Annotated in this window: 13 protein-coding genes; all 13 read right to left on the bottom strand. The window is 31.3% G+C overall.

The features are described from left to right. Nucleotides 1–12: 12 nt before the first annotated feature. On the bottom strand, nt 13–1,377 hold the full coding sequence (locus FHY60_RS06350; RefSeq protein WP_139904175.1) for a glycosyltransferase family 2 protein: 1,365 nt from the start codon (nt 1,375–1,377) through the stop codon (nt 13–15). Nucleotides 1,378–1,382: 5 nt separating this feature from the next. Continuing rightward, complete coding sequence (locus FHY60_RS06345) at nt 1,383–2,984, bottom strand: CDP-glycerol glycerophosphotransferase family protein (protein ID WP_139904174.1); 1,602 nt, start codon at nt 2,982–2,984, stop codon at nt 1,383–1,385. A 21-nt stretch (nt 2,985–3,005) separates the two neighbouring features. Then, on the bottom strand, nt 3,006–4,247 hold the full coding sequence (locus FHY60_RS06340) for a rhamnan synthesis F family protein (RefSeq protein ID WP_139904173.1): 1,242 nt from the start codon (nt 4,245–4,247) through the stop codon (nt 3,006–3,008). A gap of 10 nt (nt 4,248–4,257) precedes the next feature. Further along, nucleotides 4,258–5,379, bottom strand: coding sequence for a glycosyltransferase family 2 protein (locus FHY60_RS06335; protein WP_139904172.1), 1,122 nt, complete (start codon nt 5,377–5,379; stop codon nt 4,258–4,260). 83 nt (nt 5,380–5,462) lie between these two features. Continuing rightward, nucleotides 5,463–6,674: a glycosyltransferase family 2 protein gene (locus FHY60_RS06330; RefSeq protein WP_139904171.1), complete on the bottom strand. Its 1,212-nt coding sequence runs from the start codon at nt 6,672–6,674 to the stop codon at nt 5,463–5,465. Nucleotides 6,675–7,184: 510 nt separating this feature from the next. Next, nucleotides 7,185–9,488: an NTP transferase domain-containing protein gene (locus FHY60_RS06325; RefSeq protein WP_139904170.1), complete on the bottom strand. Its 2,304-nt coding sequence runs from the start codon at nt 9,486–9,488 to the stop codon at nt 7,185–7,187. 33 nt (nt 9,489–9,521) lie between these two features. Next, nucleotides 9,522–10,355, bottom strand: a complete 834-nt coding sequence (locus FHY60_RS06320; protein ID WP_139904169.1) for a LicD family protein — start codon at nt 10,353–10,355, stop codon at nt 9,522–9,524. 17 nt (nt 10,356–10,372) lie between these two features. Then, nucleotides 10,373–11,581: a PI-PLC domain-containing protein gene (locus FHY60_RS06315; protein WP_139904168.1), complete on the bottom strand. Its 1,209-nt coding sequence runs from the start codon at nt 11,579–11,581 to the stop codon at nt 10,373–10,375. A gap of 55 nt (nt 11,582–11,636) precedes the next feature. Beyond that, the gene (locus FHY60_RS06310; RefSeq protein ID WP_139904167.1) at nt 11,637–12,968 is read right to left on the bottom strand and encodes a Gfo/Idh/MocA family oxidoreductase; all 1,332 of its coding nucleotides are present in this window, start codon (nt 12,966–12,968) and stop codon (nt 11,637–11,639) included. An 11-nt stretch (nt 12,969–12,979) separates the two neighbouring features. Continuing rightward, nucleotides 12,980–15,514: a hypothetical protein gene (locus tag FHY60_RS06305; protein WP_139904166.1), complete on the bottom strand. Its 2,535-nt coding sequence runs from the start codon at nt 15,512–15,514 to the stop codon at nt 12,980–12,982. Nucleotides 15,515–15,590: 76 nt separating this feature from the next. Next, the gene (locus FHY60_RS06300) at nt 15,591–17,888 is read right to left on the bottom strand and encodes a glycosyltransferase family 2 protein (RefSeq protein WP_163215883.1); all 2,298 of its coding nucleotides are present in this window, start codon (nt 17,886–17,888) and stop codon (nt 15,591–15,593) included. Nucleotides 17,889–18,055: 167 nt separating this feature from the next. Continuing rightward, a complete protein-coding gene (gene hag, locus FHY60_RS06295; protein WP_139904164.1) occupies nt 18,056–18,982 on the bottom strand; it encodes a flagellin Hag in 927 nt (308 codons plus the stop codon). A gap of 149 nt (nt 18,983–19,131) precedes the next feature. Continuing rightward, nucleotides 19,132–19,476, bottom strand: a complete 345-nt coding sequence (gene fliT / locus FHY60_RS06290; RefSeq protein ID WP_139904163.1) for a flagellar protein FliT — start codon at nt 19,474–19,476, stop codon at nt 19,132–19,134. Nucleotides 19,477–19,511 lie beyond the last annotated feature (35 nt).

Genomic DNA, 19,511 nt, shown 5'->3' with positions numbered 1-19,511 from the left:
TTTCTTTAATCATCAGCTATTCAAATAAATCTTATTCAACAGTATAGGATCTGCCCCCAGGGTATATTCATAAATATTATCATCAGAAATACCCATGCCCACTAATTGCTTCTTTATTTCCTGACAATGAGTCCTGTTAGCAACAATGTATGTTCCATTGGGATAGTCCTGAACAGCCTGTGCTGGTGAAATTATTGGCTTGCCTTGCAAGTCTTTTTTCCACAAATCAGAATTATTGTCACAATATGCTCCAATTTTATCTATGCCATTTAAATCAAGTAAAGCCAGAACAAAATTCCCTAATATGCCACATCCAAAAACAACAATTTGATCAGCAGCAGAAATTTTTTCTAATAAAATAGAAAGCTTACCACATCTTTCTGTTTCAGCCGTTTTATGATACTCATATAGCTCCCTAGGGTTTTGAACAATTAAGTCCAACTCCGCCCATTCTTTGGCTGTTAAATTTTCAGCTGCAATTTCATTTGTACTAATTGCTACTTTTAATTTATCAGATATATTTTTCAGATCTGATATAGCAGAATCCCAAAACACACCAGAGATTGCCATCAACCTGATTCTTTGATTTGTTTGTCGAAACATTTTACAATAGCTTAATGCATGCCATTTTTCATCTTGACCTTGAAGCAGATTATCTACATGTTTATATTCTTGAACAAGGAAGTGAAAAGCTTTAGGATTATATCCTGAAGCACTTGGATTATCTTGACGATAATAATAAAATATTTTATCTATGTAAACAGCCTTCTTGGCTTTGCAAAAGGTCTGAAGAAGAAAACCAATGTCTTGATATGCAGCACCGGGAGTTTGATTCAATAGTATAGATTTAGCAAAATCATTTCTATATATACCAGTCCATAAGTAATAGTCTTTAAGAATAAGTTCCGGTGTTACGCTTGGATTAATAGTAATTAAACCATTATGCTGAGCAAATTCTTTAACTGTAAAAACTTCAATTTTAGTGCAATACTTTCTATCTCCTGTCAACCCTAAAAACCTTACTGCACTTCCCTTAACATAATCCGCTTTTGATTCTACAGCAAGGGTATATAAAGTTTCATACATTTTTAAATCTATATAATCATCAGTTTCTACAATTCCGATATAATCTCCATTAGCCACCGAAATTCCTAAGTTTACCTGATAACCGTAGCTTTTTTTATCTGCGTGTATAATCTGAACTCTATTATCGTGTAATTCATATTTTCTTAAAATTTCAAGAGTTCCGTCTGTTGAACCTGCATCTACAGCAATAATTTCTATATCCTTTAGTGTTTGGTTTATTACACTTTCCATACACTGTTCAATATATTTTACTACATTTAAGGAGGGCATTATTATTGAGACTTTTGGCATATTATCTAGCTCCTTTTATCATCAAGTAAGTCCGAAATAAATTTTGCAGCACGTTCGCTGGCGTGTCCGTCTTCATGAACCCCATATTTTTCCATAAACTTATCAACCTTATTTACATACTCTTCTTGATCAAAATTTTCAATATTATGTGCCAGTTCCTCATTTGATTCAGCAATGGGAAATGGTAAAGTATCATAGTCTATTAATAGCTTTCGTTCACCATTGATATATTCCTTGCGATCCGGTGCAAATAAAAACACTGGTTTCCTTACGAAAGCAGGTTCAAACATTATACTTGAATAGTCTGTAATCATGATATCTGCTGCTGCAACAAGTTCCTGGCTGTCATGATAATTACTGGCGTCAATTACATAATCCGGTTGTTTTATGTTTTTACTTGCTTCGGAAACTACAGGATGTAATCTTAAAAGAATTCTCCAATCACCAAAAAATCTGCCACTAAGTTTTTTTAACAGTAATTCATAATCAATATTAGTTTCATAAACATCAGGTTTATAATAAACACCTTGTTTACAGCGAAATGTCGGCGCATACAACAAGATTTTTTTTTCATTATCTAAATCATAATATCTGCATATTTTCTGCTTGTGTGTAATTTCATAAAAAATAATATCAGATCGTGGTGAACCAACTTGAACAACCTCTCCTTGAAATCCAAATCCACTTCTGCAAGTGTCTGTATCAAACTTACTACCTGTAAGAATATAATCAATCATTGCTGAATTGTGCTTACAAACTGCAATTTCTCCTTCTTCATTACGAAATGTTGTTAAGTCAAATCCAAAGGTTTTTAAGGTGATACTGGGCCAATGTTTAACTTGCACATATATTTGTCCTGGTCGCTTATGAATGTATAATGGAATCATATCATCATATATCCATATCTTAGCTGTTTCCATCTGATAAATATATTGCTTTCTATTTCTTAAATATACATATCTGATACCTTTGGGTATATGTAATGCAGGATCCTTAAGAATTTTTAAATCATCAATAATCCAAACTATATCTAAATCATCTCGCAATTTCGAAAGTTGTTCAGCAATATATTTTCCATGTCCAGAATAACCACCCATTGTATAAAATACTATTTTATTTTGTTCTATCCTTTTAGTACATTCTTTTATAATATTGTCACTATCATAATCTTGAGCAGTATCAGAAAAAACTTTTTTTAACCCCTCCATTGCAAGTAAAGAAAAATAATTGCTAATTCCTATACTTTCAAGCTGTTCTGCAATTTGTTCACATGATTTAAGATTAGTAATTAAGATAACTATATCATCATTTTTATATTGATTTAATATGGATACATCCAAAACTTTCTTTTCTTGACACTTATCTAATGCAATTTCGTCAATAAACAAATCTATTGGAAGCCCATGCTTTTTTTTATCATTATCAATTAAACCAACAATGCTACCAGTATAATTTTCAATAAAGAAATCAGCACCGATGCCAATACCAAATAAAAATACAGATTTATTTTTCTTAATTCTCTCAAACTCTTCCCATGTCTGAAAATTAAATTTTTCTATTCCAAATCTACGATTTCTTTCATTTAATATATTTTGTATTATATCCATATTGTGTTCCTCCAAATAAATTCAGTATTGACGCCAATTGCATATTGCACTTGTAGGCAACCCATTTTCCTTTAATTTCTTAAAAATCTCCTCTTGATATTCTTTTTTTACAGCTACAATTACAATTGTTTCGTTGTCAAACTCAATTTCATTTAAAGAATATACTGAAATGTTTTCAATTTCTGACTCATTTCCTGCCATATTTGTAACAATAAAAGCATCTATTCTTACATCTATAGCCTTCATAAAGTGAAGACAATCTCTTCCAAATATACCTGCTCCGTATATATAAACCTTTTTATAATTCTGGCAAATTTCCTTTAATTCGAGTGCCTTATAATCAAATCTATCTAGATCATATATGTTCCGAAGACCTAATGACTTTCTAAGTCTTTCAAATGCCTTAGATAAGACATTTGTAAAATCTCCCAACCTCTCTTGTGCATAACGATCTGTCATAACCCATTTACTCTCATATCCTGCATCCTTAGCTACATACTCCAATATTCGTTCGATTGCATGACTTATAGTTCCATCATCAGCTAATGGTTCTGCATCAAAATCCTCATATTTCCATTCATATTCTAACAGCTTTTTTAAAGCATCAACTCTAGCCCAATACACTGTTCCTAAAGCCATAGGGGATATTTCTTTATTAACATTACAATGCAAATCCAAACGTTTTGCTAATTTAATTGTATTATCATAATTATTGTACCAATTATTTCTATATAAGAAAGATAAATGCTCCCCAATAGGAATTGGAGGAAGTAGCAATCCTATCTGTGAATTTTTATCAAAATAGGAAAGCACATTATAAATATATGTAGAAGTTCCTAACATATTTTCCCACTGACTATATATCCATCTGTCTATATCCTTTTTCATTGATGGATCTTTTTCCCTTTTGTCATGCAAAAAGCAAACATATTCATATTTTAGAATTTCTTTGCGGCAAGCTACTAAAAAAGAACTTATATCTCTACCACGGTTATTCTTCTCTATTATCATACAATTTTTTCTATGTTCAAGAAAAAGCTCAATTTTCTTTCTTATTTCATTATTTGAGGTTGTAAAATAAATATGAATCTCCTTCGGAATATTATCAATGTATTGTTTATATTTATCAAAAGTATCGAAATAATGCATATGCATAACTACAGCTATACGTTTGGTTAAAATTCTCTCATAATAACTATCTATTGAATAGTCAGCTGGAAGGATACAACTTAGTTGTTCAGTATTTTCAAATGTACTGCTCATAAAGTCCCCCTTAATATATTTGATTTACTTCTTTTAAAATATCAAATAATGAGATTACTTTAAACGGACAATATTCTTTTATAGCTTTTTTAATTTCATCAAAAGAACTTATTGTCGATACTACAATAGCATCAACTCTTAGCATATTTTTATTAAGTGAAATTACGGGAATATTAGCCTTTTTAACATCATTTCTTTTGTCTATGCAATATAAAACCTCAATGTTTGTATTTTTCAACATCTGATAAAATTGTTTACCATAAACACCAAATCCATATATGGCAATTTCTCGAATATTATTTAAATAAAAATAATTTTCTAATTTCTCCTGCAAAACATTCTGAAACAGAGTTGACAACTCGTTGTATTCTTCATATTTCTGAATTTTAGAATCAATCATTTTTCTGAATTGTCTTTCCTCAATATCATTCATTAAGTTCAGCCTCAAAAATATATCTCGAAAATTTTGACCTGACAAACTCATTTGTTTCCAATTAAAAGATGCATTACTCCCATCTTCCTCATGTACATACAATATCTCTTCATTAATATTAACCTTTACATTATGTGCCATCATAAGTGCCCATAAAAAGTGATCATCCCAACCGTTATATATCATTATATTATTAAGCCATTCTTTAGGAATGGTATTTCTTTTGATTAAGAGCTGACCTAATGAAACAAGGGGATACCCGCAATACAAATATTCTTTAAAAGAATATTCTTTTTTCATAGGGTTAGATGCAGAAAAAATTTTCTCCCCATTTCTATACAAACCATTACAAATTACTGCCTCTCCATCTTTTAAATGTTGTAACTGGCTAATCAAATAATTCTCATTTAATAAGTCATCTTGATCTAAGAAAACAATGTAATCACCAATTGCATGTTCTAAACCAACGATTCGAGAATGATGAATTCCCATATTATGTTGATTTTCTATTACTTTAATGAATATATTATATTTATTTTTCCATTGTGGTAATACTATAGGCTGTACAGGAAAGTCGTTCACAAAAATTATTTCTGGTTTAAGCTTATCATCTAAACTGGTCCAATGCTGTGCAATCTCAATAATTTTCTTTATATATTTATTTCCCTTATATAATGGAACAATTATACTACATATCATTTTTTATCCCCTATTTTTGAATTATATTTGCTATAACCATATTATTTAATATTTTCGTATAATCACTTAACATGGTTTATTCATCAAATTTTACTATCATTGAATAAATTACATTGCTCTAATAGTAACTTCGGATTATTTAAATATTTTTCGTCAATCCAACGTATCTTATTTTCATTTATCCCCATTGAAATTAAACTCTTTTTTGCACTTATATATGCATCCCTATTAAAGATAGCAATAATTAAATAATCAAAATCAATATTAATTATATTTTCTGGACTTTTTACATCCAAATCGCTAAAAGAAGAATAATTTTTATCAGCCCAGTAAACTATACTACAGCAATCACTATTTGATATATAGTTATAAAGTTGTATACCAACGGCACCAGCTCCATATAGAACAATTTTTGAACTTTTTTTTATTCCACCATATGGTATAAGGCACAAGTCTGATTGATTTAAATCAAATATGTATATAGCTTTAGATGCTAGTAAATACATTATAAAAAAGTTCAACTGGCTCTGAATGCTTTTCTCATAGCCAACTGCATTAAATCTTTTTAACCAATTAGAATAATTGGCTTTTATAATATCAGCTACGTCATTTCTTAATGATCGTTTAGTTGAAGAATTACGTATTCTATAATGATAAAAGCATTCATCGGTAATATATATTGATTGGGTATTAATAACACAAGGAAACACACACATAACATCATCAACAAGATTATTGCTTTCTTCAGACATCATCTGATATTTAAATATGCAATCTTTATAAAAAAGTTTTGTAACTAGATATGGAAAAATACCGTGTTTAAAAAAATTACCAGTATGAATAATTGTGGGGATAGTATCCTGAAACTTTTTGCCAGAATAAAATCCAGGTGTATAAAATGGTTTTCGTAAAACTGCTTTGTTTGTATAAGTATCTATTACACCTGATTCAACAATTAAAGCTCCTGACTTCTTAGCAAGTTTATATAAGGATTCATACATCTCTGGTTCGATCCAATCATCTCCATCTACATATCCAATATATACCCCTTGGGCAATTTTCATTCCTTCTTTTCTTGCACTGTCCTGACCACCATTCTTCTTATGAATTACTTTTATTCGCTGGTCTTTTGCCGCATATTCATCACATATGTCACCGCATTTATCCGTAGAACCATCATCAACTAATATTATCTCAATATTTCTGTATGTCTGATTTATAATACTTTCAATACACTGACGTAAATATGGTTCTACATTATATATAGGCACTATTACACTTATTAATTCAGCCATAATTGCCTTCCTTTCAACTACTATTTGTATAAATCAATAATATGCTTCTCATAATTATGAACTTACATTATTTAATATTTAATCTTATTTTGATATAGTGAAAAGGCTCCTCTAGCTATTACCAAAAATCTTTCGTACAATATTCCCCTAATATACGATTTAAATAATGCTTTCTTAAATTTCATTTTTAAATTATTATCTTTCTTTTCTTAGCCAAATGCTTCCCCCATATGGTCTTACTTTCAAAGGCCATTTTGTCATAATTATGTCCATATATTTTTGTTCAATCATATTATGAAAATACTGTATTGAATAATTGTTGTTATTTTGAAAAAAATGCTCTTAGTAAATACAGTTCAATCCATTCAATACCATATCATTTTCTAAAATCCACTTCTTTTGATATTCAAAAAGATAAAACAATTTTTGACACATCAGCGCTCCAAAACTACCAGAACCAAAAATAACAATATACTGTGATTGTGTATTTATATAAAATAACATGACTCATCATATAAATCTTTTAAAATATGCTTCAGTTGCATCATCAAAAGTATACTGTATTTTTTTAGGTGGCAGTCCTGATAGTAATCGCCTAACTTTTCCATCATCAACATTTGGAAAAGAAATTTCACATATTATATCTGCAATTGTTTGCATTGAATCCTTTGGCCAACCGTAACGGGCTATTTCCTGTGTACCAAGTCTAATTCCATAACCACGGAATAATTTCTTGTGTTTCTTATTTAATGTAACACCAAAGCGTATACTATTCTCATATATTCTATCCATAGCTTCTTTATCTGTATATATGAAAACCTCATGTGTACTTGTATATTTGTTATCATAAGCTTTTCCAACACTAAATCCTCGTTTTTCTAGCTCCTCTGAAAGAGCATTTGAAAGTTCTACAATATGTTCCTCATATGCTCTACCAAATGTTTCAAATTCTATCATAGCAAATAATAAGCTTACCTTCTGATGCATTTGTGTATGACGTATATAAATAGGGTTAATACTTGTTTCTAATCTACTATGGAGTTCATCATTATTTGTCATTATCAGGCCACTTGCAGGACCAGGAAATGTTTTATGTGTTCCTCCAAACATAACCATATTATCAACAGATTTTAATGGATTATCAATTAAATCTGCTGCAATTAAACCCAGTAATTGACTTGCATCATATAATAAAGTTGTTTTTGTTGTATCAACTTTTTCCACCTCAAATGGATGTATAATGTCAGATGGTGCAAGTAAAACAAAATCAATTTTTTCATTATGTAGTTGTTGATTTAATTTTTCGTAATCCACATCTTGCTTCTCATAGTCAAAGGGCACTTCACCAACCTTAAGTCCTAACCTTTCTGCAATAGGCTTAACAGATGCGTGACCTCCGGCAGAAGATCCCTGAATCAAAATTCTATCCCCAATTTTAGCTAATGATGTAAGCACCATCATAAGACAATTCATACCTGTAAGTGTCCTTGCATCAGAGTATTTAGCTCCGAATAATTTAAAGCACTGCTCAGAAATCATTTGATAAAACGGAAGTAAATATGTGCTTCCAATGAAGTTATCCTGTTCTAAATAAGAATAAGTATTTCCAACAATATATCTTTCTTGGAATCCCATGGATAAGGGCATATTAGCAAAAGGTGAAATAACATTTTCAGCAGCACATAAAGGTAAAGTTTTATCGTAATAGCTAATAAAACTTTCCGTTAAATTAACTAATTCTTGTATTTTATCGTCATATCGATTTATCTCAATAATTTTCGAATCATTTGTTATGCGACATATATATCTCTTTTGTTCAAACGTAAATGTAAAACCGCGTCCAAGATCTTCTTTTGTTATAGGTTTGAAATCTTTAAGATTGTTCTCACTTGTTTTTAAAGTATTGGCTATTTGCCGAAGCAATGGCGATTGTGCATCATTACAATATGATGTATCAAATTCGCGAAGTTCTTCAAGTGAATCAAATTCATAAATGATATTACCATGGCAACGCTTTGCATACATATAAAGCTCGCTGAGATGGTTATCTTGAATATCTGCCCAGAATTTTTGCATAGTCTTAGGATAATCATATTCCTTTTCAAGTATTTCTAAAAAGTTTCGAGAAAATCTCTCATTAAAATATGCATATCCTAATGTTATCCAAGTATCCGCTGCTCCATAAAAAGTGTTTATAATTCGGTCATATATATCTGTTTCAATTCCTCGTTCATCAGTTATACCTTCTCTGTAAACAGTACAATAATAGGCATCGTATGCATACTTTTGAAATATATTTTCATTGAAGTATAAGTCCGCAGAGGTAATTATTGTATTTCTAAGATACTCTCTTGCAGCATAAACACTTGCATGATTATTGCGCACCTTATAGGTATCAGTTTCAATTAACTTGACACCATATTTTTCAACAAGGTATGAAAACATATCTTTCATGTGCCCTACAACAATTATAATTTCTGATATTCCGGCTTCCTTAAGCTGACGTATTTGCCTTTCAATCATTACTTCACCTTTTACCTTTAAAAGTGCCTTTGGTTTTTCAAAGCAGAGGGGAACAAAACGTGACGATACACCTGCAGCCAATATAACAGCATTATCTATCTTATGCTCGTTTAAATATTGCTCCCCCTTTTTAGTAAGTTTATTTTCAGCAACATATTTATCATAAACAAGACTTCTATATTCTTGTTCTATAATAGAATAAGGTTTAAATAGCTTTCTGGCATATCGCTTGACATCCCAATTTTCTCCACCCTTCAAAAGGAGCAAAATATCAAACATTATCTTATTCATTTCAAATCCTCCTATAAATCTGATTTATTTATTTTATTTGTCTTCAGGAAATCTAAGCTTTGACACAGGATGAACCTTTCGTTTTTCTACTGGAGGTAGTTTTAAATAATCACCATAAAGAAACCTTAAATATTCATCATAATCGCGACAAGCTCTTAGCGTTATACCTTCAAACTTCATATCAATAGTATCCTCATACCATTTTCGCTTATACCCATAAACACGATTACAAGCTGGGAATGTTAGACACTTGACCATTTCAGTACTTTTCATATTACGAAACTTAACATATTTAGCGTATATTTTTTTTATTGACTTTTCAGGGATTAGTTCTAATATTCTATAAATCAGTTTGTCTATTCCAACTGCAGTATGCTTTCCTACTTTTGAGTAGAATATTTTTCGAAAAATAAAAGAGTTAAAATTGCATATACAGCGTAATAGGTAATTATCTGGAACATTATCACAAACAAATACATCTAGAAAAATCCCTTGTTCATAAGGCATATACTCTTGATTTAAACGAACAAATTCTGTGTTTGCCCGTCGTAATTTTCCATATCCCCATCTATAACCTGTTGTTCTGTTTAAATCCTGAAAATAAAATTTATCTTTATTTAACTCTTGGTCCACTACCAAAAGAAATTTTTCATATTCTTTACGATTTAAAATTACATCAGCATCATCGTCCCATGGAATAAATCCACCATGTCTTACTGCACCAAGCAAGGTACCGCCATCAATACTATAAGTAATATTGTGTTTTCTACAGATTCTGTCGAACTCAATTAGGAGTTCTAGTTCTATGTTTTGCAATTTCTTTATTTCATTAACTGATAGATTATGGATCTTATTACTTTTACCCATAGTATAGTCCTTTCAATTTAGTTCTTTAATATATTTCTTGGTAAAAGCCAATTGGTTATAAAGGAATCGACACCAATGCTCTCTCCTTTTTTTAGATCTGCTAGAGTATCAACAGGATGAATACAGATTCGAATATTATGAGCTATAAAAAAACGTAAATATTCATAATTCATCTTTTCAAATCCCATTGTAACTATGGGGATTTTATTTTCAACACACATTTTTGCCAACTCGTTTGGTCTTAATAATTTATCCCAGTGTGTTCTATATAATGTTAAAGTAATATCTTTAAAGGGATAAATTGTTTTGGCGATATTTAAAGTTCGTACTTCATGAACCTGTACAACAAATCGCTGCAAAATATATTCTTTTTTATACTCGTCTTTAACCATAGAAACTATTTTCTCCAGCATATGCTTATAATGTTCTATTGTTCTGGATTTTATATCAAGAACAATATGCACATCAGAATATTTATCAATAAAATTAATCAAATCAGTAAAATCCATTGGAGTATAATTTCGTATTTTACAACTCTCTAAGAACTGGTTGTAAGTAGCTTGTTCGCCATCATAATATGGAAGAAACCATGCACATGCAACTAATTTTCCATCAGTTGTTTCCATTATATCTGCTTCTATATATTTAAAACCATTAGCATAGGATTCATAAAAAGCTTCTTTTGAATTTGTATATTCAAGCTTTTTACCATTAACATATCCTCCCCCCGCATGAGCTATTAACTTGCCTACTCCTCGCCACCAGCCATTACTATATTGTTCTGATAAAATCGAATATCCTCCAACCTCTGCCATTTCCGGTAACTGCTTGCATACTCTTATAAATATACTTTCCATCTTTTCAGGTTCTTTATAAATCCATTTCATTCTATCCATAGAAATAAAAAGATTAGGATCATAAAAAGCTTCTTTAAGACTCTCTTCATCGAAAAACATAAAATTTTTATCTTTATAATAGTCATTAATATCTAAAATCTGTTTTCTCATCAAAGGTGCATAATACACAGACCCCAATAAAATAGCATCATATGAATTGTTAAACTGTATATGTTTTGGTGAAAAAATGTCTTTACCATTCACTTTTTCACCCCAAAGGGCAGCATTATTATCAATGTAGCCAACAATTTCTAATTCATCCATATTTAAATATTTATCTATTTTATCTTGTATTCTTTCACTAGCACCAAAAACTAATATCTTTTTCATTTAAGCACTCCTTTATCCATAATGTTGAATAAAACAGTTCCAGATTTTTGCCATTTTACTTGCGTTGCCCTAAAAAACTTTCCATAACTTCCGCCATTGCAATTGAATCGTTTCGTGTCAGTTTGAAATCACTTTTCCTATTGCCGTTTATCATAGAAAGAAAATCGCTAATCTCATATCTCAAGCCGTCACCAAGAAATCTTTCTGAGTACTTTTCCACTTCCTTTGGATTTTCATGTCGAACCTCAAAATAAGTTGTTTTCCACCATGGTGCCTCAACTATGATATAACCTTTTGTTCCGGATATAATGAGTTGACCTTCCGATTTAACTCCAATGCCGCAGCTAGCAGTACCAAGCCCGTTTGGATATTTGAAATGTGCCTTTGTAAAAATATCAAGACCATTTTCTGCTTTTATTAAATCAAATCTTACATCTTCTGGTTCTGTGCCAAATATCTTGAAAATAGGAAGCATTACATAACTTCCAAGTTCAGTAAAGCTTCCCCCATATTTTAGGTCCGTAAGTTCACGGCTGCTAGGACTTTCAAGCTTGGTAAAGCAGGCTTCAACGTTGCGTATACTGCCTATCATACCACTGCATGCAATTCCCAGTAACTTATTAAAACCGGGACAATATGCTGTTTTTATTCCTTCAAAAAGTATCAAATTATGCTCTTCTGCATAGGCGAAAAGTTCTTCTGCCTGTGCCTTTTTCAAAACCATGGGCTTTTCACAAAGAACATGCTTCCCATGTTTAAGCGCCATTTTTATATAATCATAATGAGTTTCGTGGGGAGAAGCAATGTAAACAGAGTCAACTGCGTCAAAAAAATCTTCTAGTTTAGTATAGTAATTAATCTGCCACTTTTCAGCAAATCTTATAGCACTTTCTATATTAGGATTATATATGCCCTGTGCATTTATACCGCTTACAAGCTTTACTTCCGGTATAAACCTTTCTGCTATACGCCCAGTTCCGATAATCCCAATTCTCTGGATGTGCTTATTTTGAGTTCGAAGCATTGTACTCGAAATATCCTTAGTTCTTTCAAGATACACAACTTTACAATAATCCTTGAGATAATCAAACTGACCTATCCAGTCTGAACCCACAGTAAAAATATCAATATTATATTTTTTAATATCTCGAAATTTCTGTCCTGGTGAAGCTTCAATAATAATTTCATCTGCAAAACCAGATTTACGTACATTTTCAATTCTAGTCATCAATGAATCAACTACATTGAGCTTTCCTCTAGTCTGATCATATTCCTCGGTGGTAACTCCAACTATGAGATAATCACCAAGTTCTTTGGCTCTTTGAAGCAGTCTGTAATGACCTTCATGAAACAAATCGAATGTTCCATAAGTTATTACTTTTATCATACAGTTACCTCCTATTTTTCATCTAAATGTTCTTTTATGAATTCATGAACCTTTTCACCGCATGTTCCGTCATTATTAGCAGCAATTTCTCCATAAGCCCTGATCTGATTTTCTCTATTAAACTCATTGCCTGTTATATTTCCCTCAAGAAAATCAGATAGAGAATTAAAGGCACTTTCTTCGCAGCAATACTGCAACCATTCAGAGTTTCTTTCAAATCCAGGTTCATTCGCCTTTAACTCATCTATGTTAAATTCTATATTTATTTCTTTATAAGTGTTTTTTTCCAAATCAATATTATAAAGCTTTCTGTCATAAAATGAAAAAATGTTATAACATTTTTTTTCTTCATCTGTAGTATTTACAAACCAGCTTTTACACCAAGAAAAATAGTATCCATTCTTTATATACTCCGGAGTGTCAAAGGGAGGTCTCCATTCCATGGTCTCACCGGTTACTCTGTTAAGCTTTATATACATGTTTGACCAGTACGGAGCTAAATAGACATAATCTCCGTAAAAGGCAGGACGGCTGAATGGCCGTTCCATACATTCAAAGCCAAAATTATTATGTCTGCATTTCAAACTTTCAGGAAAATCCGAATATTCACGAACTTCACCAGTTTCAGGATTCCAACTGGTTACGACAGATCCTGAGAAAGGCATAAACCACAAATTAGTTCCATCAGAATTTAATGACATACAGCCACAGGTATTACTTGCACCTGTGGTCAGAATCTGTTCCTTTCCGCTTTTAGCTTCAATTGCTAGCACTCTATTATCTACAGGAGAGCCTATAAACAAATATCCCTTATGAACACAATATCCACCTATAACCCTTTCTCCGTTTCGCATTCCAATAAAAACGTCAAGATTAGTACTTAAATACCTAATTTCTCCATTTTCAGTATTATATCTTACTATAGCAGGATAAAAAAATGGTATTAAAAAAATGTATTTCTCACATCTTACAGCCCCTGCAAATGAACCAGGACCTTCAACATACTTTTTTAACCTTATACGTTTATTAATTTTGTTCCTATAAAGGACTATTATATCCTGTGCATTTCTTGGACAGATATATGTTTTACTCTCGAAATTCAATGCATATGAATAATAATCGCCGTAAGCATAATCAGACAAATCGCAGGAATACTGATATTTATAATTATTATCCGGTGAATAATAGAGCTTATTTCCCCGTGTAATCAACCATTGATCATTTTGGTATATACTAAATCCTCTGACAATTTCACCACGCCAGTCCTCTTCAGAAGGTTGAGTATTAATATTATTGTTTAAGACAAATATAGGCTTACCAACTATACCGAACAGTGATATAATAGATGTTCCAGAATCCCCTATGTAAGCATCAGAGAGAGCAATGGTATTAGTAACATCTGGTGTATCATCATAAATGCCGATATTATTTTCAATAAAATATCTTTTCAGTTTATCATAAATCGGTTTATATTGCGGTCTCATAGAATCCAGTGTTGATTCCAGTAAGGGGTGTGGCCTCCATAATAGACACACATTTTCATGTGCCGCAAACGTCTCAAACACATATTTCATTTTTTTCAAAAATACTTCCGTATTGCCTAACATACCACTAATACTTGTATTGTAAAAATAAACCTTTTTTCCTTCCAATTTAGGTTTCCACGTAACAGGAGGCTCAGGAGGATTATTACATATTCTTATAACCCTATCAAACTTGGGAGAACCCATAGGCAGCAATTTTTCCTTTGGCAGGGACTGATCAAAAAAACCCCTATATTTTTCTGCTTGCATTATAATATAATCAGCATAATAATAGGCCGAACAAAATCTTTGTCCCTCACTCATACCGCCGGAAGTAGAATAATAAGGAACATAAACCAACTTATCTGTATGCTTTTTCAGTTCATATGAATAGTAATTTGGATCAACGGATGTTACAAAGTTTTCTCCATCATATGGATTATGAATATATACAATATCTGGCTTGCGTACACTTAAATCGTAACTTTTATAATTTGTTACTGGGACATCTGCCGGAAAATCTCCACCCTCATAATGATACTTTGAAAAGCTTTGGTCAGGCCCTTTGTCATAATATGGTATCGGTACAACATAACAGTCACACCCAGGATCTTCTTTAGCAGCCCTCCAAATACTTTCTAAACTATCCCACATTGATGCTTTGTAGGGCATAAAAACAATTTCAATCCTTACTTCTTCCTCTTTTTTCAGCTCATTTCTCATTATAGTGAGTTGTTTTCTTATATTTTTTGAAATATTTGAAAGAGACTCATGTTTTTCTATGCTTACAGCAAAGCTTTCTAACATTTCTTTAAGGCTATCACATATTTCTTTGTATATAAGAAATCGATTTTGCGATAATTCTATCTCAAGTGTAGTATCTATTGAACAAATAGCGTCATAACAATCCTGTAAAATAGCAATTGCAGACTCAGGCTTATTTTTTTTTGTTTGGACATAGGATATTCCCTCAAATATACTAGAAATAAGCTCTAATAGTTGCTTCTGTAGAAATCTTCTCATGTTAAACACTCCAATATTTTGAATTATTTCTTCATGTAAATAAAAGATAAACCTATCTACAAACCACTATCTAATATCACATTTGAAGATTTTTATTCTCCTGTTCTCCTATAACTTTAAGTCGTTCTTTTATTATACTTACCATATCTTTCCTTCCAAAAGAAAGTGCTTTAGTATAATACTGAAAGGCCTTTTCCTGCCTACCTGTTATCTCATATAAATAAGCTAAATTATAATGCAAATCAAAATTATCATTCTGTATGGATATACCATTTAATAGAATCTTTTCAGCTTCCTCAAATTTACCTTCTATAATAGATATAACACCTTTAATAGAGAAAATATCTATGTCATTTCTGACAATATTTTCATATTGTGCAAGAAGTTCTCTAGCCTGCTGAAGCATATTTTGATTAATTAATACATCTATGTTTTTCTTAATTTTCACTTTATATTCTTCAAATTCATTTAATTTATTATTTTTATTACTATTACTTATTTCAACTTTAGCATCATTGAGAAGTAACTCCACCCCTTTTTTAATAGGGTGTTCGTTTAAAGCCTTTCTAAGATATTTTACATAAGCTTTTAAGTCTGTTTCTTTTATTCTATAAGCCTTTTCTAAATACAAAAAGAACCTATGCTCTCCTCTATTTACATCATATAGACCTTCTTCTTTTAACACTTCAGGGTTATAAATTTGTCGTGTATAAGTTATTCCTTTCTCTATATATTTTAAGAAAACATCTTTATATGTTTCATCATCAAGTTTTTCTGCTATTAGTACATTTCCTGCTAGTGCTATCCAAATTCTGAGTTTTTTGATTACCGCTGTACTTTCATATTTAAGTAAATATCTTATAATATGTTCATAAATATTTTTATAATTAGACATGATATACTTCATAAATCTATTTATGCTATCTCCTATAGGCACTAACATATCAATATCTAACTCATGAATAATAATATACGCAACTATATCCCCGTAATAAGCTGGAAGACTACTAAAGTCCATCATCATTATCCTGTTCAGTGTAACTTTATCAAATTTTTCGTTCTTTGCTACATGTAACCTTACTATATTAAGCAGATAATAATCATCCTCTAGCTTAATATTAGAAATATAGAATTGGATTACATCCTTAGCAAAAGCTACCTTTTTCTCAAAACTATACTTATTACTTTCTAATACCTCAAAAAATCCTTTCAGTAAGTTTTTACTGCCTTCTATTTCCATTAAGTATATTCCTAATAAATTCTGCCATTTTTCTTCTGCAACAACCCTTGCAACAATTTTTGATTTTAATTCTGAAGGTTTCATTTTATTCAGATAGCTTACTGCTGTATCAAAATCCCCTCTGTTTATATAAATTACACATACATTATATAATGCAGATTCTACACAATTATCTCCCAAAGTATAGAAGGTAAATGCAGGATCCCTTGATATCTGTGTATTTAGAAAATGTTCCTTACAATTTAAATACTCTATAAAGTAGATTAAAGCTTTTTCTTCCTCCCCTAAAGACACATTTGCTAATGCCAAATAATACCACAAATCTATATAATCTTTGTTTATCTCTAATCCTTCTTTACAAAATTTGATTATCTCAATGTACTTCTTATTTGCATATGCTATTTTTGCATAAATGCCGAAAATATATATATATTTAACTTTTTCTTTATAAGAAAGCTTTTTTACTAATTCATAGGCTTTTCGCATTTCTGTTAACCCAACTTCATAATTAACAATAGCACAAGATACTGCCAATTGAAACTGATAGTAGATATTATTAGGATTTTTCTCCAATTCCTTTTTTAGTATTGGTGTGGTTCTTTCAAATTTCCTTTGCCTAAATTCCATACTATCCCACAGGTAGCCGTAGTGTCCAAAAATGATACCACTTTTTAAATATGGAGGTCTGTTTACTGGCTGTTCATGAATTTTCCCCTCATATCTAAAACCACTACTATTTCGAAACCCTCTGTTTAATATACATATATTAAAATCATCTTCTTCAATTTCATTATTAGTAGCCATATAATTCTTCATGGTTATAGTAATAGTATTATATTTAGCTAAGTCGCTCTGAAATAACTTTATCATTTCCTCCGGATTCTCTATCTCTTCATCAGCATCCATTATCCAAATCCATTCTCCACTTGCATAGGAAATAGATATATTCCGCATTTCAGCAAAGTCGTTTGTCCATGGGTGTTCGTAAACTTTATCAGTATATTCTCTAGCTATATCAACTGAATTATCATCAGATCCAGTATCAACTATAATCAATTCAGCTAGTCCTGAATTAATAATTGGCTTTAAGCTTTTCAAGCAGCGATGTAGATTTTTTTCTTCATTTTTTACCATCATGCAAATACTTACTTTTTTATTGTAGCTCATCAATCTTTTCCTCCTATTATCTATGTAAATTTTATGCTATACAAATTCTGAACATTTATACACCATAAAAACTACATACAAAAATGACCAGAGGAGTATTCCCCCTGGTCCTCTTGAAATATTGCTAAATTTAATTATCTTAATAATTGAAGAACTCCCTGTGGTTGCTGATTTGCCTGAGCTAGCATAGCTTGAGCAGCCTGAGAAAGAATGTTATTCTTTGAGAAGTTCATCATTTCCTTAGCCATATCAACGTCTCTGATTCTTGATTCAGCAGCAGTCATGTTTTCAGAAGCTGTGCTTAAGTTGTTGATTGTGTGCTCAAGTCTGTTCTGGTAAGCACCAAGTTTTGAACGCTCAGCAGATACCTTATTAATAGCAGTCTGAATAACAGAAATTGCATTGCCAGCACTAGATGCAGAACTTACATCTAAAGCTTTTGCATTAACAGTATTGTTAGTACCATCAGTAACAGTGTTTGTGCTAGTGAATCCAGTTGTTCCGCTTGTACTTGCAATACCTAGAGCCTCAGAACTCATATCTACAAACTCAAGAGTCATAGTCTGATTTTCATTAGCTCCAACTTGCATAGTGAAAGAAGATTTTGCCGGATTTGTACCTGAAGCACTAGTTGTAGAACCAGCAGTAGCATTTAATAGCTTTTGATTGTTAAATTCAGTTGTATTTGCAATTCTGTTGATTTCAGATGTTAACTGATTGATTTCCTTTTGGATTTCCTCTCTATCTGTGGATTCATTTGTATCATTACCAGCTTGTACAGCTAACTCTCTCATTCTCTGAAGAATGGAGTGAGTTTCATTTAATGCACCTTCAGCAGTCTGGATCATGGATATGGCATCCTGTGAGTTTCTTGAAGCCTGATTAAGACCTCTGATTTGTCCTCTCATTTTTTCGGATATTGCTAAACCTGCAGCATCATCTCCAGCTCTGTTTATTCTAAGACCTGAAGAAAGCTTTTCCATAGCCTTTCCGGAACTAACGTTGTTTGCGCTCATATTTCTGTGAGCATTCATAGCATTTAAATTATGATTGATTATCATTTTTATTCCTCCTTGATTTTTGTGGACTTCCTTGTCCCATTCTTTTTATTGTAAATAAATTTGAACTGGCCAGTTCATTTTATTTTTTAATGGTTATACTATATTATTCGGATGCACATTAGCATACTTTATAGTTAAATTAAAAAATTTTATATTTTTTTATTGAAAAATATCGAATCATTGTTTAAGTTTTTATTATAGCTCTTTGAGGCAGTCTTCATTTCCTGGAATTTCTCCATATCTCTTTTGCTCAGATCCAGCTTTGCCTTGGTCATCATAGTAAGTTTTTGTTCAAGGGCCGGCAATTTATACTGGCTGCACATAAGGTTAAACTCTTTTTTATCATATTTAATTGTATTGATCTGCTCTATTAATTCCTGCCTTTTTCCAAGTAATCCTTCTAAACTGTCTATCTGATCCTTTTCTATGGCCTCTAGCAGTTCAATGGTATATTGTCTATAACTATTAAGGGCAGCTTTTAATTCCAGATTCATACTTTCTCCAACCCCTTTATAAATTTATTAGAACA

Source organism: Clostridium thermarum (genome assembly GCF_006351925.1).
In the GTDB taxonomy this organism is placed as follows: domain Bacteria; phylum Bacillota; class Clostridia; order Clostridiales; family Clostridiaceae; genus Clostridium_AU; species Clostridium_AU thermarum.
This window is presented reverse-complemented; position numbering and strand designations above follow the sequence as displayed.

Bases quoted from the DNA above. Each gene is read 5' to 3' on its own strand.
- FHY60_RS06305 (WP_139904166.1), bottom strand. From the start codon at position 15,514: ATGAGAAGATTTCTACAGAAGCAACTATTAGAGCTTATTTCTAGTATA.
- fliT (WP_139904163.1), bottom strand. From the start codon at position 19,476: ATGAATCTGGAATTAAAAGCTGCCCTTAATAGTTATAGACAATATACC.
- FHY60_RS06330 (WP_139904171.1), bottom strand. From the start codon at position 6,674: ATGGCTGAATTAATAAGTGTAATAGTGCCTATATATAATGTAGAACCA.
- hag (WP_139904164.1), bottom strand. From the start codon at position 18,982: ATGATAATCAATCATAATTTAAATGCTATGAATGCTCACAGAAATATG.
- FHY60_RS06320 (WP_139904169.1), bottom strand. From the start codon at position 10,355: ATGGGTAAAAGTAATAAGATCCATAATCTATCAGTTAATGAAATAAAG.
- FHY60_RS06325 (WP_139904170.1), bottom strand. From the start codon at position 9,488: ATGAATAAGATAATGTTTGATATTTTGCTCCTTTTGAAGGGTGGAGAA.
- FHY60_RS06345 (WP_139904174.1), bottom strand. From the start codon at position 2,984: ATGGATATAATACAAAATATATTAAATGAAAGAAATCGTAGATTTGGA.
- FHY60_RS06340 (WP_139904173.1), bottom strand. From the start codon at position 4,247: ATGAGCAGTACATTTGAAAATACTGAACAACTAAGTTGTATCCTTCCA.
- FHY60_RS06300 (WP_163215883.1), bottom strand. From the start codon at position 17,888: ATGGTAAAAAATGAAGAAAAAAATCTACATCGCTGCTTGAAAAGCTTA.
- FHY60_RS06335 (WP_139904172.1), bottom strand. From the start codon at position 5,379: ATGATATGTAGTATAATTGTTCCATTATATAAGGGAAATAAATATATA.
- FHY60_RS06350 (WP_139904175.1), bottom strand. From the start codon at position 1,377: ATGCCAAAAGTCTCAATAATAATGCCCTCCTTAAATGTAGTAAAATAT.
- FHY60_RS06310 (WP_139904167.1), bottom strand. From the start codon at position 12,968: ATGATAAAAGTAATAACTTATGGAACATTCGATTTGTTTCATGAAGGT.
- FHY60_RS06315 (WP_139904168.1), bottom strand. From the start codon at position 11,581: ATGAAAAAGATATTAGTTTTTGGTGCTAGTGAAAGAATACAAGATAAA.